Origin of the sequence: Streptococcus sp. DAT741, assembly GCF_009866825.1 — a bacterium.
In the GTDB taxonomy this organism is placed as follows: domain Bacteria; phylum Bacillota; class Bacilli; order Lactobacillales; family Streptococcaceae; genus Streptococcus; species Streptococcus ruminantium.
On the sequence record NZ_CP019557.1, the window covers coordinates 1,415,801 to 1,431,647 of the forward strand.

The window sequence follows — 15,847 nt, forward strand, 5'->3', positions numbered from 1 at the left end:
TCCTATCCAAAAATTTGAGCATTCTCCCTTGAATCATAGATAGCTCTAAAAATATAAAAATCCGATGGAGTTGTAATCTTAATGTTCTCTGCTCCTCCCATCACAGTGAACAATTCTAAGCCATAATGGCGAACCAATGTTGCTGAATCTGTCATGCTCGTCAAGCCATCTTCTTGTGCTTTCAAATGGAGCGATAAAATATCCGACAGATAAAAGCTTTGAGGGGCAACTGCTGTTTGACAGGAGTCACGATCAACAACATCGGTAATCGCATTATTTTCATCAACTTGGATTACCGTTTCTATTACAGGTTTAACGGTGATAGCGGTCCTATTTTTTCTCACACATTCAATATTATTCGTAATAGTGTCCGCATCAATCAGTGGACGAACACCATCATGAATGAGAACAATATCTTCCGAATGTACACTTTCAGACAATACTTCAAGGCCATTATAGATAGACATCTGCCCAGTTTTTCCACCTGGCACTACTTTTTTAACTTTCTTAATTTGATATTTAGAAAGCAACGTTTCTAAATAATCAATCCACCCCTCAATGCACACAATGACAATTTGGTCAATCAGCGGATGATTCTCAAAATGCTCAATTGTGTGAATGATGATAGGTTTCCCATGCAATTCTAGAAATTGTTTTGGTTTGGTAGTGGTTTTCATCCTTGAACCCGAACCACCCGCAAAAATAACTGTTGAGACTACCATACAACCTCCTTTTTATTATCACTTAAGAACTACTTCATTGAGATATGTTCCGTTATAATTTTTCTCTTCATACTTATAAGTCAACTTATGAATTTCTACTAACTTACGAATCTCCTGCCAATGGTAATCATTGAACGGATGAAACAGTTTAAATTGCAAAACATGAGGATGAGAGTTGCTGAAAGGAATGACTGTCTCCCAAATCTTAGGATACGCTTCAATTGCAAGTTCAAATAAACTATGAAGAAGGAAATATTCTATCAAACTATTATTTTCTTCCCAATATTTACGCATTAAGTATCTAGTTAACAAAACAATCTCATTATTTTTTTTAGCAGTTATAAACCAACTAGATACTCTCCTACTATGACCGAACGTATTTGGCCGTAGTTCTTGAAATAAAAACAAATCAGAATCAAAGAAATAGTCATGAATAACAGGGGAACTCATAAAGACTGTTGCATCTATCCAGGTTCCTCCATATTTTGATAGTAATTCAATACGAACAATATCTGAAAAGTGAGCATGAGAAATTTTACCTGCTTTATACTTTTCCATGATAAAAGAAGGGAGATTGATATAGTCATTTAAAGTCATTTTATCTAAAGTAACTAGCTGTCGATCATTAGGTAGATTTCTCTTTAGAGACTCAAGGCATTGTTTGACTAAAAACGGTGCACTCTCTATCCCCTGATACCATAAAACCCAAATGCTTTTATCATCGCTAGGCCTAAACTCTTCTTGCTTAAAACTATCAATATTATTCTTAAAATATTCAATATCGGCCTTATATTTCTTTCGTAGTTTTCGCATGATTTTTTGATCAATGGAAACTTGTAAAATCTCTAACGATTTTTTGGTCTTAGGTTGAAGCAAAAGTTGAAGTCCTGTAAAAAAAATTAATCTATTGCTGAATAATTGGTGGATTCTGCCACTATCATATACTTTTGAATAGACTTTTTTAAATAAGCTTATTTTTTTTAGTAAATTCATTATTTCCCCTTGTAACTATGGAACCTATATTTACAATCATCTACTACTATCTATACCTCTTTAATTTAAATACAGATAATATTTTTATTAACAGAAACCACATGAATAAGAAGACCACACGTATAATATGTGTTGTCAACAATGTGACAAATGCTTCTTGGAAAAACATTATCACCATTCCATACGATAATAGTCCATACAGCATTATTAAAAGTGGTGAAAATAGATTTTTTTTAATGATATAGTACATCGTGCCAAAAAATAAACCATATAAGAATTGAACAACGACTGCAATAAAATATCCAAAATCTTTTATGAAAACATAATAGGCAGTGTAAACATTACTCGTAGTCCCATAAAAATTTATTATTGGTAAAAATGGTGAAAGTCTCTCAGGAAAAATTCCCAAAGACTTTAATGTTCCATAAATAGCTATAAAGGTATTTTCACCAAAGTACCTATTTTCAGCGTAAAAATTTTGATTTTTTATAAAATAATCTAATCCAGCTATCGGAGAACCAATATATTTCGATAAATTATCTATATTTGATATTTAGAAAGCAACGTTTCTAAATAATCAATCCACCCCTCAATGCACACAATGACAATTTGGTCAATCAGCGGATGATTCTCAAAATGCTCAATTGTGTGAATGATGATAGGTTTCCCATGCAATTCTAGAAATTGTTTTGGTTTGGTAGTGGTTTTCATCCTTGAACCCGAACCACCCGCAAAAATAACTGTTGAGACTACCATACAACCTCCTTTTTATTATCACTTAAGAACTACTTCATTGAGATATGTTCCGTTATAATTTTTATATTTTTTAGATAAATTAGTATGCTTTTGATTTAGAAAATATTCACTTTTCCCTATAAACTAAAAAATTATAGATCAGAAATTTGGATATAGAGGTATAAAATTTTTTTGAACATCATAATTTTCTATTAAAGCTTTAACCTGATACGATTGGTTAAACTAATCAGTACGAGGATAACAACTACTATAAAAAAACGAATAAGATGATTCGTAAAAACACTAAAAAATTGTTCAGCAAAAAAAGACATTACTATTGCTTGGGATAATGTTGCATATAGTAGTATGGCATACTTATTGAAATATCTTTTCTTTATAAAGTAGTACAATGATCCAAAAATAAAACCATAGAGCATTTGAGTAAAAATACCAAAGAAAATACCAAAGTCTTGAATTAAGTAATAATAAATTGTATAAACATTTGTAGTAGTACCTTGGATAATGGTACTTGGTAAAAAGACAATTCGTTCCCCTGAATATAGACCTAAAGTGTTTAATGTTGAATATAGAGCTAAAAACATATTCTGACCCCAAACTGTATTCTCTGGATATTGAGAAGTATTATTCAGATAATAATTCAATGCACCTATTGAGGAACCTATGTATTTTGCAAGATTCACTAAAAGTGTCTCACCTCTATTGGCACCAGTTCTATTTAAAATAAACACACCAATAATTAAAAATAAAAAAATAAATCCTATTCCCACTCTAATTAAGTATTTCAAAATTTTTGAGCTATACTTTGAAAATTCCCATGTCCATTTTTTTGAATAAAATAACAAGTATATTGATACATAGCCCATCAACATTCCGAGCAACTCTGATCTACCTGCACTTAATATAGAACCAGACAAGCAAAGAAGTGAAACAATCAGCAATTGTAGACTGCTTACGGAATTACTCTTTGGATAAAATATCTGTTTGCAAAAATAATAGAAAACAACTAAACCAAGGGAGTAATTCACTCTATTAAACGTAGCTGCCAAATATCCAATCCTAGCTATTGAATGTGTTGATACATAACGAGCACCTTCCAATACCTTGTTAAAATTTGTAGACGACTCTACTAACTTTGAAATTTCCTGTAGATCTCTATAAATGTACCAATACATAAATAAGCAAAAGGCTATTAAACAAATAAGTACAATTTGATTGATAAATGAATCATCTTCTTTTTGTATAGTCTTAGCTTTTATTATAATCCTAGAAAAATAAACACTTTGTGAAAACAGAATATTTCCTACAAGGATAATTAAGACTGTTGTAAACGATATATCTTCCCCTCTTAAAAAAATTAATGAAAAAAATGATACAACGGACCAAATTGACAAGTACAAAAATCCTGGACTAGCAAAGTCATTTTTTATTTGGAGAGAGTAGAGAAAAACTAATAGTAACGAAGCAAAAATAAATAAGATATTCAATTTCGTATCACCCTCCCTTCCCAATCATCTCTAAGTCTAACATGGCGCTCTTTTTGTTCTTTTTCTGAAGGAAGCTGCATATAATCACCGTAGCGATTTTCTAAATATTTATGGGCATTATTTGGTCCCCAAAACATATGATTTTCAAATACATACTGTTTAGGTGGATAAAATGTATCATAATCTACAATTTCTCCAAAATAGCCCTTAACACCATAGGCAATCGTTATCTTACTAGTTTTCGTTGTTGAACAAAGCAAACGCTCCATCAATTTAAATAGATTATCTGGTCCCAATAAAATTGCTGGCAAACCGACAATCCTTCTCAAAAACAAATTAATTCTCAGTTCCAGTGATCCCTTGGACATATAATCCAAATGTTTAGAATAACGCGGATAACAACGGGAGCTTGAATAAGATAAATCCATCAGTTTCAAAACTTTACCTTTAAGATTTGCTACAAGCATTGACTCCGGAACATAATCTATCGGTAATAAATCTAAGTATAAAAACTTATTTTTGCTAAACCCTTCTCCCAGTACGTCGTACAATGTTAATGTCTTACTCTGAACCTTCAACATCTTGTGGATACTTTTTTTATCTGACTCCGGTAATACTAAATCGAATTCTCTGTTTTCTTTAAACGCTAGCTTTAGTTTTTCATAGTCTTCTCTAAATACTACCAAATCAATATCATCATCCCAAGGTATAAAACCCTTGTGTCTTACTGAACCAATTAATGTTCCCGCAACCATAAACGGTTTTATATTCAGCAAATCGCACTCACTCTGAAACTTCAAAAACATATCTAAGTAGGCAGCTTGTAATTTTTTCAGATTTTCTTCTGAAATTTTTTGATACATATTTTTGTATCGTTCTTCTAATGCCAATTCCCACTCAATTTTGGATGTACTTCTCACCTTATCTCCTTATTAACCTACTAAATAGATTATTCAATCTTAGTGCGTATATGATATCACTAATAAATGCACGATAACCATTATAATAATGACGTAGTCTATATATTTCTCTTATTGATTTTATATTACGTTTTTCTATAAAGCTAATCCTTGACTTATATAACTCGCCATAGCTTTTAGAGACTTTTTCAGCCTCGTCTACTCCAAACATTTGAGATACATGATTAACAAATTCATATCTCTTATACATTTTAATATAATAATCCAAGCGATTTTCTAATGTATTATGAAATGATACGCTTTTAGAAGATAATGTAACATTATTCAAGTGAAGTCTGTGACTATCTAGGATTTCGTCTACCTCAATAACATTACCAAAGATGCCAGACAACATCCCAAATAATACATCATGAAATTGAAAATAGGGATGTTTATGATATCTATTAGTTATTATTGTCTTTAATACTTCTGCTTTAAAGGCAGTCTGATAACCTGAGGGCCATGCTTGCAATAATCGTTTCACCGAAAAGGAATGGTGTTCTCCTGTAGTTGCTGGTTTACTTATAACTTCATCACATTCGTTAATGAACCTTGATTTACAAAATACCATTGACACATCCGATTTAATGAGTTCTTTTATCATTATTTCAATTTTATTATTATCCCAAATATCATCCTGATCGGAAAAAAAAACATAACCTTCTTCCACCATAGTCGTCAATTCTATAAACGTTTGATAATGTCCCTTATTAAAGGTATTTCTACAGTTTGTCCAATTAGTTAAAGAATACTGTTCAATAAATTTATTTACGATCTCAAACGTATTGTCTGTTGAACAATCATCCAAGATAATTACTCTATTAGCTCTTACCGTCTGCTTCCGAATAGATTCCAGTTGTTTCACTATAAAGGAACTACCATTATAAGTAGCCATCAATACTGTTATCATACTACTTCCTTAATAATTTTCCATAAATGAGCTTTTTTAAATCTGGTGGTAGAGAAACAAAAACTCTTATATAAATCTGATTGATAAACATTTCTAGTGGTGTAATCAATTTGTGTTTTAACATAAACTCATTTAAGATCTTCCAACTGTTAATTTGTGCCCTATTCCCTCTGCGTTCAGTCATACCGTTTCCCACACGAGCATATACAAGAATATTTGGAACATTTGCTACGTTTTTTTTCAAAGCAAGCATTCTCACCCAAAGGTAATAATCTTCAACATATGGCAGATGCAGATATCCTCCAGCATCCCAAACAGCTGATTTCTTAAACATAACTGTCATATGACAAAAAGGATTTCTTTTCTTACTGTAAACTCTAATCTCCTCAATCGTAGTCGGCAAGACCTTCTTTGATACAACCTCTTCAATTGTCTTTCCAAATTCGAGAATACCTCCCCCTAAGAGGTCTACCATGGGGTGGTCTTTTAGATATTTCAATTGAATCTCAAACCGATCTCTAACAGCTATATCATCAGAGTCCATACGCGCCACCCATTCATGACTACAGTGTTTGAGGCCTTCATTTAGTGCAATACCTAACCCTACATTTTTTTCCAGAGGTATTGTCTTAAAAAAAGCAAATTGAGTTTTAAATTCTTCTAAGACAGAATATAGACCATCATTAAGAGGTCCGTCTTCAACCAATATAACTTCTGTTGGAATTACTGTCTGATGTACAAGGATACTTTCTAAAGATAATCTCAGATATTCTGGATTTTCTTTCTCATATACAGACATCAATACTGAAAACTTCATTTACTACCTTTCTGTCCAGTTCCGCCTTCAATAACCCCCTCACTTTTGACAACCGTAAGGAAAGTTCCAAAGAAACACTTTAAATCAAGGACAAAACTCATATTTTGTACATAATAGCCATCTAGTCTTGATTTTTCATCAATTTCTAACTCATCACGACCGTTAATCTGAGCCCAACCGGTCAAACCTGGGCGAATATCATTGGCTCCATACTTATCGCGTTCTTCAATCAAATCATACTGATTCCATAAAGCCGGTCGCGGACCTACTATGGCCATCTCGCCCTTGAAAATATTGAAAAGTTGCGGAAGTTCATCCAAACTTGTTTTTCTGAGGAAACCTCCAACCTTGGTAATCATAGCCTTTGGATTTTTTAACAAGTGAGTTGGCATATCGCTGGGGGCATCCACATACATTGAGCGAAATTTATAAATCATAAAATATTTCTTATTTTTGCCCACACGTTTTTGTTTGAATAACACTGGACCTTTCGAGTCTAACTTAATTGCAATAGCAATTATTAACAATACTGGACTAAAAAAAATAATGGCACTCCCTGAGATAATCACAGCGAGAAAACGTTTAATAATTGGATACATTTTTTCCTCTTCTTTAATATTCAATCCTAAAATATTCTAAATAGGCCTTAAACTTATCCTGCGCTGCTAGACAAGTATCCAGTAAAAAGCCATTCTGTTCTCCCCATTCTGAAAGTCCACGATAATAAAAATATTTCATATCACCATCAATGATAAATGGAACATGTTGATGCTTGAGACACTCCTTAAACATAATCAGACGTCCCACACGACCGTTCCCATCTTGAAAAGGATGTATCCGTTCGAACTGAACATGAAAATTCAATACATCTTCAAACCTAACTTGACTAAGTTTAACATAATTTTCAATCAGTTTTTCCATCTCAGCATCTACATTTTCCGGTAGTGTTGTTTCTCTACCACCAACTTCATTAGGGAGTATTTTATAATTTCCTACTCGAAACCAAGATTTTCTAGAATCAGACGTTCCACGTTTCAAGATGGCATGAATGTGCTTTATCCAATCCGTCGTCAACTCAACCTGAAAACTATCCAACAAAAAATCTACAGCTGTAAAATGATTGCTAGTTTCTATGATATCATCAACTTTTATTGATGAACTATCTTCGAAACCAATAGTGTTGGTTTCAAAAATGTACCGTGTCTGGTCATGAGAAAGTTGACTACCTTCTATATGATTTGAATTATAAGCCAACTCTATTTGTACTTTATGATAGAGGCCACCTTTTATCCCCATTTCTTTTTCTTCCAGTAATAGTTGACCAAGCATCTTTCAATCCCTCAATAACATTTCAGCCTTCCTAGAATTTAAACATATGTTTAAACTCTAGGAAAGTAAAATATTTTTTACTTTCTTCATTCCTGTTTTGCAAATCCAATCAATGCATCTTTCAGTTCGTTCTTATCTCTTGATAACAAGCCACTAATAAACGCATGTACAACAGCTGTATTCTTATTGGTTACACGTCCAACGAAAATCTTATCATGGATTTGCTCACTAACACGTTCTTCTGTTGATAGCAACTCTTCGTATAATTTTTCACCCGGACGGATACCGGATTCAATAATACCAATCTCTTCCTCAGTGTGACCACTCAACAAGATAACTTTTCTTGCTAATTCCAGAATCTGCACAGGCTCACCCATATCCAAAACAAAAATCTCGCCACCTTTGGCCAAATGTCCCGCCTGAACAACCAAGCGACTCGCCTCCGGAATAGTCATGAAATAACGCGTCATTCGAAAGTCAGTCACTGTAACAGGTCCACCTTTTTTGATTTGTTCTTTGAACAATGGAACGACACTACCACGACTTCCTAGAACATTTCCAAAACGCACAGCTGCAAATTGAGTTTTGTTTGGCTCATTTAAACCAGTAACAATCATTTCTGCCACCCGTTTTGTTGCTCCCATTACATTCGGTGGATTCACTGCCTTATCAGTTGAAACCATGATAAATTTTTCAACCTTCGCGGCTTTGGCAGCCTCAGCAACATTCTTAGTTCCAAAAATATTATTTTTCACTGCTTCGTGAGGATTATACTCCATTAGTGGAACATGCTTGTGGGCTGCTGCATGATAGACAAAATCAGGTTTATAATCGGCCATAATGCTAAACATCAATTCACGATCTTGAATGTCTGCAATAAGTGGAATTATTTCAATTTTATCCTGATATTTAGTCAGCAACTCTCGATGAATTAGGTAAATTGAGTTTTCTCCATGTCCCAATAAGAGTAGACGCTTAGGAGTAAACTTGGTAATCTGGCGACAAAGTTCTGAACCGATAGAACCACCCGCTCCTGTTACTAAGATTGTTCTCCCCTCAAAGTGCTGTTTTAACTCATCTTGGTTCAACATAACTTCCGGACGCCCTAGCAAATCTGCCACATCAATTTCTTGAAAGGAACTAGCAGACATATTGCCAGACAATATATCTTCAATATGTGGCATGTTGTTAATAGCTACTCCTGCAATGTTACAGATTTCAACAATTTTTTCACGCTCTTTGCCGCTTAAAGATGGAATCGCAATGGTCACTTGGTCAACAGCTAGTTCCTCAACCAAGCGAGGAATATCATTACGGTTTCCCAGTACTTCTACATTACGAATAAAGGTACCTAGTTTATTTGGATCTCGATCCACAATACCCACAATTTCAAAGTTCAATTTTCTTTCTTTGACAGTGTTAATAAAAATATTTCCACCATCGCCAGCACCAACCACTAAAATTCGCAAAGAACCGCTTCTCTTACGGATTGCACTTTTTCTACCCTCATGAAGTGCCTTCCAAAGCAAGCGAGGAGTAATAAGCAAGACAAAGGATAAGAATAAGGAAACCATCATGAAGCGATAGCTAAAAGTTTGCCATTGAATGGTTGATATTACTAACAGAAGTGAGTAAGCTGAAATTAAACTAATTCCTATTTTGACAAAACTCTGGTATCCAGTATACCGTGTGATTACTGAGAAAACCTTTAATTTAACCGAAATAACAAAATAACAAAACAATACAAATGCAACAGCTAGAATAAATCGTTCATCTGGGATATCAATGATAATATCTAAAAATAGTCTACTTAAAATCATGGAAGTTATAATCAGGCAACTATCCATGAATATCAATATCAATCTCTTACTATTGCGCTCTAAAAGCCTATCAGTAATAGTACCCAATTTCATTTTTCTCTCCAAGTTCTAGATAAGTTCTAAATAACCTGATTTTTCAATAACAGTAGAGGATTTTTCTTAAATAGCAATTTGGCTTTTTCTTCACCGAATTCCTCTCTGATTAATATATAGGCTTCCTTCATAAAGGGAGGTCTCGCTGTCAGATTATGCATATCGCTTGCGACACAGTGTACCAAATCTTGCTCTAAAAAATACCGAACACGCTTTTTAAATTCTTTTGCACGATCTCCAATTAGGCCTGGTTTCAAGACATGATTGCTATTAACCTGAGTATAACAACCTTTGTCAATTAACTCTTCTACACGTTCTGCCTGGAAGGCAAGAGCGTTATAGCGTTCGATATGAGCGACAAGCGGAGTCAGTCCAAGTAGTATCACTTCATTTACTGCTTCTTGGATTTCCTTCCATGGGGTATTCATACTAAACTCTAAAAGAATATACCTCGTCCCGTTGAGTGTCGGAACCTTTTTTTTCTCAAGTTTATCCAAAATATCTTTACTATAGTAAAGTTCTCCTCCATAGCAAAGAACCATATCTGGATAAGCTACCTTTATAGCCTCTTTTACATGGATAAAATTTTCCATGATGATTTTCTCGGGAGTCTCGAACATCCCTTTTCGTCTGTGTGAGGTTGCAACGATGAGACGAACTCCCTGACGGTGTGCTTCCCCTATTAGATTGACACTTTCTTCAAGTGTTTTGGGGCCATCATCCACACCAAAAATAATATGCGAATGAACATCAATCATGCCTTACCACCTACTTATCCAACTCTAAAAATAGAGAAAATCAGGCTTTCTTTCCATAATTTCCGTAGTTTCCATAATTTCCGTAGTCACCATATTTTTCGGAAGCAACATCGTACTTATTCAAGATGACACCTAGGAAAGGAGTGCCTGTTTGTTCCAACTGTTCCCTAACTTTTTTCAAGGCTGAACGTTTGACCTGTCGCGCTTCTGCAACAAGGACCATCGCATCACATCTCTGTGCAATGATGGCAGCGTCAATCACCATCCCTAGCGGCGGACAGTCAACAATCACGTAATCATAATAGCGACGAAGAGTTGCTAGTAAATTTTCAAAGTTCTTACTTTGTAGCAAAGCAGTTGGATTAGGAGAAACTTTCCCAGACTCAATGACGGTCAAGTTTGGAATATTTGTATCGCATAGACCTTGCGATAAGTCTGTCGTCCCTGAAAGATAATCCGTCAAGCCAGTAATCTTTGTTAACGGCTTGAAAAAGCCGGACATCACAGAGTTTCTAATGTCACAGTCAACGAGTATCGTCTTATAACCTGAACGAGCATAGGCTATCGCAAGGCTCGCCGCCGTTGTACTCTTTCCTTCATTCGATTGGACAGAGGTAATTCCAACCACTTTGATGTCTTCTCCACTCAGTTGGATATTGGTACGGATAGCATTGAAATATTCTTCCGTTTTGTGAACAAGTTCTTGCTTCGTACGTGCAATTTCTAGTGTTGCCATATTTTCCTCCTATTTCAACTTCTTCGAATCTGGAACTACACCAAGAAGAGGTAGTCCCATTACTTCCTCAATATCTTGTGGGCGTTTCACACGATCGTCCAACACTTCCATGACCAAAACAAGAGTCATCGCAAGCATACCACCTGCCAATAGTCCTATGAGAACATTTCGTCTCGTATTTGGAGTTGTTGGATAATCCGCTGGAACAGCTTCTTCAAGTGTTGTAACATCATTTACTTTTGTAACTTCAATAATTTTCTGCGCAGCAAACGTACGGAGGCTATTTGCAATACGAGCTGCTTCATTTGGATTGGCATCGCGTACAGAAATAGAAACGATACGGGTATCCACCGGAATTGATACAGAAACCTTTGATTTCAAGCTTCCCTTTAAGTTTAACTCTGATTTTACTCGAGTCAATACATCCTGAGATAGGATGATTTCTTTATAGTCCTTTACTAGGTAAGAACCAGCTTGAAGAGCTTGGTTGGTTAAACCAGCCCCTGCTTCAACGTTTTTGTTAACTACATAAATACGAGTTGTTGAGTCGTACTGCGGAGTTACCAAAAAGCTACTATAAACGAAAGCTAGACCTGCTCCGAAAAGGGCTGTCAACAAAATAAAAAATTTCTTTCTCCAAATCGTCTTTAGTAAGAATAAAACATCGATTTCAATTGTGTTCATTTCTTGTTTATTCATAGTTTCTCCTAAGTTATTCATTATTTTCCCTCTAATACAGACTGGATTGCTGTTTTTACTCGTTCAAGGCTATCTTGGTTAATGTCCACCATATAAAGCTGCGAGCCCGGCATGGCATAAGACGGCAAGTCTGAACGACCAGTCCCCGTTAACGCTTGCGATTCAACCATAAATTGTGTTCCAGATTCTAACTGGGTATTGATAAGACCTATGATAGTTTCAGGGCTCATATCCGTTTGGATAGAACCTTCCAACCCTGACAAAATTGCTTGATAATTACGTAGATTCTCAGGAGAACCTAGTTTTTTAATAAGGGCAGCAATAACCTTTTCTTGGTTTTGCCCTCGATCATTATCACCATTAACAAGCGAATAACGCTCCCGAACAAAAATCAATGCCTGTTCAGCACCTAAGCGCACTGTTCCAATTGGGAAATGATACCCTCCTCTGGTGAATTCCTGAGTATTTTCTACTTCAACTCCACCAACCAGGTCAATCAGCTGAAGGAAGGAGGTGAAATTGAGACGGATGTAGTTACTAATAGTTATACCATAGAGATTTTCTAGAGTATGAACAGAGGCTTGAACACCATAGAGTCCGGCATGAGTCAACTTATCATACTGTCCTTGGCCGCCATCTGCGATGGCCACATAGGAATCTCGTGGCGTTGTCGTTAACAAAATCTTTTTCGTTTTACGATTAACCGTCATGATAATGTTCACATCCGAACGCGAAACAGACGAGATGGGACCATAAGTATCAATACCACTGATATAAATACTAAAACTATCTCCCTTAACTTGCTCAGTCGCCCTTTTAACTGCCTTGGTTATTTTAAAACTATAAATTTTCTTCACCTTTGAAGAAAATTCTGGATCTTCACTTTCTAGGATATTTGTAAAGGCTCCATTTAAAACCATCGCTTGCGCCTCACCATTCATCATTGCTCGATAAGCGGTGAGATAAGAGCTAGTTGGGCTTGTTGTTAGCTGAACTGATTCCATTTTAGAGATATCACTCAACAGAGAGGATACATTTTCTTGATCATAACCAGCAGGAGCAAGTAAACGATTAAGCTGATGGACATCTGTAACCTCACTAGTCGTTGGGACAAGAACACTCATCTCATATTCCGAAAATGCAGAATTTGATTGGATTCGGTTTGAGAATGCTACGACCTCTTGCATTCCGTAAGTTCCAATTGAAGTTACAAGGAGGGATAGGATAAGAAGCGACACTGTAAACATACGTGCCTTTCTACGCCACATCAGCCATGCTGTCAACATCGCTATCCCTACCAAAATCACTGTAACAACGTAGTTCAGATATCGAAAATCTAATATATTATAGCGATGCATGGTCGTCAAAAACAAGCATAAGGTAATCACATAGAGCCCCCAAAGAACCAGATTCACCAGTTTGAGCTTGGATGATTTCCTTCGACCTCTTCTGTTTTTCATAAAAAACCTTCCTTTTGCTTATAACTCGTCAATTATATCATAGAAAAGGAGATTTATCTAGCTAAGCGTAGCTTGGGAAAACGTTATCTTGTTCAATATTTCACATTATCTGCCGGACGAATAAAGACGAATTGGTTCTCTGTCGACCTCTTTGAACAATAACGGAAACCATCTAGCTGGAAAGTTCGTAAATCTGATAGAGCCTGAATATTGTTTTTAGCCAACCATGACAACATTCTTCCTCGTCCTTTTTTAGAAATAGTCGAATGGATCTTCAACTCTCCTACTCTTTCCTCCATGAAAATGACTTTAATCAATCTCTCTCGAGTTCGTGGGGAGAATACTTGTTCAAATTCTGATGAGGCTAAAGAAAGGATGACATCATCATCAGCTACTTCTTGATCATAGTATGAGCGCCAATATTGCTTCAAAGACTGCTGACCGATTTTTAGACTGCCTTGAAAATCCAGACGATGAGGAGAAATCAGTTCAAATGGGTTAATCAAACCATACAAAGCAGTTGCTAAGCGGACATGCGTTTTAAGGTAGGATATTTCCTCTTCCGTCACATCTATCCGATCCATGTAGCGATACATGAGACCATCATATAGTTGCCAGGCAGGGTAGGATTTGGCCTGCCTTGATTGAATTCTCTGCCAACGATCAAATTCTAGCTGAGCTCTTGATTCGGGCAATTTGTAGAAGGCTGATAGTTCTTCCAAACTAAGCTTACCAATCACTTCTAAGATAGGCTCACTTTTTTCAGATAAATCCTGAAAAGGAAAATTGTCCAGATTTGTATTCAACTCTTTAGCATTTGGAATAATCAGTTTCATTTTCTAATTATATCATAAAAAATCTGATTCCTACCCCAAAATCACGCGTCCTATGTTGTTTTTTTATTACATTTTTTGTATACTGCTAACAATACAATCTGTAGGGGGACAGTCTAAAATGAACAAATACCAAGCTATCGTCCAAGATATTCTATCTGGAATTGAACAACATCGTTTTAGGCGTGGAGAAAAGCTTCCTTCTATTCGTAGTCTAAGTAAGCACTATCAATGTAGTAAAGATACCGTGCAGAAGGCCATGCTAGAGTTAAAGTATAAAAATAAGATTTATGCTGTTGAAAAAAGTGGCTACTATATCGTAGAAGATCGCCAGTTTCAAGATTATGCCGTGGAGCTAAATCCTGAAGCTTTTCAGGAATTACCCTACGAAGATTTTCGAGTTTGCCTACACGAAAGCCTAATCGGTCGAGAAAATTACCTGTTTAATTACTACCATCAACAAGAAGGCTTGGCTGAGTTGATTTCCTCTGTTCAAAGTCTTTTAATGGATTATCATGTCTATACTCAAAAAGACCAGCTGGTCATAACAGCTGGTAGCCAACAGGCTCTATATATTCTAACACAGATGAATATTTGTTCCGATAAAACAGATATTTTACTGGAAAACCCTACTTATTCTCGGATGGTAGAACTCATTCAACATCAGGGGATTCCCTGTCAGACTATTGAGCGAGATTTAGATGGAATTGACTTGAAGCGATTGGAAGAAATCTTCCAAACTGGGAGAATTCAATTCTTCTATACCATTCCTCGTTTACATAATCCGCTTGGCTCTACTTACGATACGGCAACAAAAACAGCTATTTTAGAGCTAGCTGAAAAGTACGATGTCTATGTGATTGAAGATGACTATTTAGCAGATTTCGATTCCAATCGTAGTCTTCCTCTGCATTATTTGGATACCAACAATCGAGTTATCTATATCAAGTCCTTTACTCCTACTCTCTTTCCTGCCCTGCGAATCGGTGCTGTTAGTCTACCGAAGCAACTGCATAATATCTTTATCAAGCATAAAAGATTGATTGACTATGACACAAACCTGATTATGCAAAAAGCACTTTCCCTCTATATTGATAACGGTATGTTTTCTCGTAATGCACGACATCTTCAACAAATACATCATTCCCAACTGGCTGATATGAAAGCTTGTTTAGAAAAATACTCCGTGAACATTCCTTATTGCCTCTCAAAGAAAAGCGTAACTTTCCAACTTGATAAGGGAAGTATCATACCTGCAATTCAACATCAGCTAGCAGGTATGAGTTATTTTTCTGGACGAGAATACGATTTTTTACAAATGCACTATAACACAGACTTTTCATCTCGATTGATTCTATTGTTGAACAAGCTGGGAATGAAAAAAGATATTTAAAGGAAGATTTCCCTATTTTGAATACAAAAACGCCTCCAAAGGCAGTATGACACTCAGCAGTATAGAAATAAGGAGCTCTCTTTAA

General features: G+C 35.6%; 16 protein-coding genes and 1 pseudogene. 1 reads left to right on the forward strand and 16 read right to left on the reverse strand.

Annotated features, from left to right (window positions below; translation table 11 throughout):
• Positions 1–2: 2 nt before the first annotated feature.
• From ispD to yaaA, 16 genes and pseudogenes are all read right to left on the reverse strand, one after another.
• Positions 3–722 (reverse strand): 2-C-methyl-D-erythritol 4-phosphate cytidylyltransferase, encoded by a 720-nt coding sequence (ispD, locus tag BZG42_RS06675; protein ID WP_024532602.1) that lies wholly within the window; start codon positions 720–722, stop codon positions 3–5.
• Positions 723–740: 18 nt separating this feature from the next.
• Positions 741–1,715: a capsular polysaccharide synthesis protein gene (locus BZG42_RS06680; RefSeq protein WP_156009195.1), complete on the reverse strand. Its 975-nt coding sequence runs from the start codon at positions 1,713–1,715 to the stop codon at positions 741–743.
• A 46-nt stretch (positions 1,716–1,761) separates the two neighbouring features.
• On the reverse strand, positions 1,762–2,268 hold the full coding sequence (locus BZG42_RS10280; RefSeq protein ID WP_155972547.1) for an O-antigen polymerase: 507 nt from the start codon (positions 2,266–2,268) through the stop codon (positions 1,762–1,764).
• Positions 2,259–2,471: pseudogene (locus BZG42_RS06690) on the reverse strand (IspD/TarI family cytidylyltransferase); the annotation flags it as partial. The gene BZG42_RS10280 and the pseudogene BZG42_RS06690, both read right to left, overlap by 10 nt.
• 191 nt (positions 2,472–2,662) lie before the next feature.
• Complete coding sequence (locus BZG42_RS06695) at positions 2,663–3,955, reverse strand: O-antigen polymerase (RefSeq protein WP_159780104.1); 1,293 nt, start codon at positions 3,953–3,955, stop codon at positions 2,663–2,665.
• A complete protein-coding gene (locus BZG42_RS06700; protein ID WP_155996010.1) occupies positions 3,952–4,875 on the reverse strand; it encodes a LicD family protein in 924 nt (307 codons plus the stop codon). The genes BZG42_RS06695 and BZG42_RS06700 overlap by 4 nt, the downstream gene beginning before the upstream one ends.
• A 1-nt stretch (position 4,876) precedes the next feature.
• Positions 4,877–5,824, reverse strand: a complete 948-nt coding sequence (locus tag BZG42_RS06705; RefSeq protein WP_024532598.1) for a glycosyltransferase — start codon at positions 5,822–5,824, stop codon at positions 4,877–4,879.
• A 1-nt stretch (position 5,825) separates the two neighbouring features.
• On the reverse strand, positions 5,826–6,641 hold the full coding sequence (locus tag BZG42_RS06710) for a glycosyltransferase family 2 protein (protein WP_155963747.1): 816 nt from the start codon (positions 6,639–6,641) through the stop codon (positions 5,826–5,828).
• The gene (locus BZG42_RS06715) at positions 6,638–7,240 is read right to left on the reverse strand and encodes a sugar transferase (RefSeq protein WP_024532596.1); all 603 of its coding nucleotides are present in this window, start codon (positions 7,238–7,240) and stop codon (positions 6,638–6,640) included. The genes BZG42_RS06710 and BZG42_RS06715 overlap by 4 nt, the downstream gene beginning before the upstream one ends.
• Before the next feature lie 13 nt (positions 7,241–7,253).
• On the reverse strand, positions 7,254–7,970 hold the full coding sequence (locus BZG42_RS06720; RefSeq protein WP_155972106.1) for a Fic family protein: 717 nt from the start codon (positions 7,968–7,970) through the stop codon (positions 7,254–7,256).
• A gap of 86 nt (positions 7,971–8,056) precedes the next feature.
• Entirely contained in the window at positions 8,057–9,883 is a 1,827-nt protein-coding gene (locus tag BZG42_RS06725) for a polysaccharide biosynthesis protein (RefSeq protein ID WP_155972049.1), read from the reverse strand.
• Between the two features lie 26 nt (positions 9,884–9,909).
• Positions 9,910–10,641, reverse strand: a complete 732-nt coding sequence (gene cps4B, locus BZG42_RS06730; RefSeq protein WP_155962714.1) for a capsular polysaccharide biosynthesis protein Cps4B — start codon at positions 10,639–10,641, stop codon at positions 9,910–9,912.
• 40 nt (positions 10,642–10,681) lie between these two features.
• Positions 10,682–11,377 (reverse strand): tyrosine-protein kinase, encoded by a 696-nt coding sequence (locus BZG42_RS06735; protein WP_120171954.1) that lies wholly within the window; start codon positions 11,375–11,377, stop codon positions 10,682–10,684.
• A 9-nt stretch (positions 11,378–11,386) separates the two neighbouring features.
• Positions 11,387–12,076, reverse strand: coding sequence for a YveK family protein (locus BZG42_RS06740; RefSeq protein WP_155963751.1), 690 nt, complete (start codon positions 12,074–12,076; stop codon positions 11,387–11,389).
• Between the two features lie 20 nt (positions 12,077–12,096).
• Positions 12,097–13,536, reverse strand: coding sequence for an LCP family glycopolymer transferase CpsA (cpsA, locus tag BZG42_RS06745; protein ID WP_155962716.1), 1,440 nt, complete (start codon positions 13,534–13,536; stop codon positions 12,097–12,099).
• A gap of 92 nt (positions 13,537–13,628) precedes the next feature.
• The gene (yaaA, locus tag BZG42_RS06750; protein WP_155996012.1) at positions 13,629–14,372 is read right to left on the reverse strand and encodes a peroxide stress protein YaaA; all 744 of its coding nucleotides are present in this window, start codon (positions 14,370–14,372) and stop codon (positions 13,629–13,631) included.
• Positions 14,373–14,490: 118 nt separating this feature from the next.
• On the opposite strand from yaaA, the gene BZG42_RS06755 reads away from it, so the two are divergent.
• Positions 14,491–15,762 carry an aminotransferase-like domain-containing protein gene (locus tag BZG42_RS06755; protein ID WP_120171957.1) on the forward strand — a complete coding sequence of 424 codons (1,272 nt, stop codon included), beginning with the start codon at positions 14,491–14,493 and terminating at the stop codon, positions 15,760–15,762.
• Positions 15,763–15,847 lie beyond the last annotated feature (85 nt).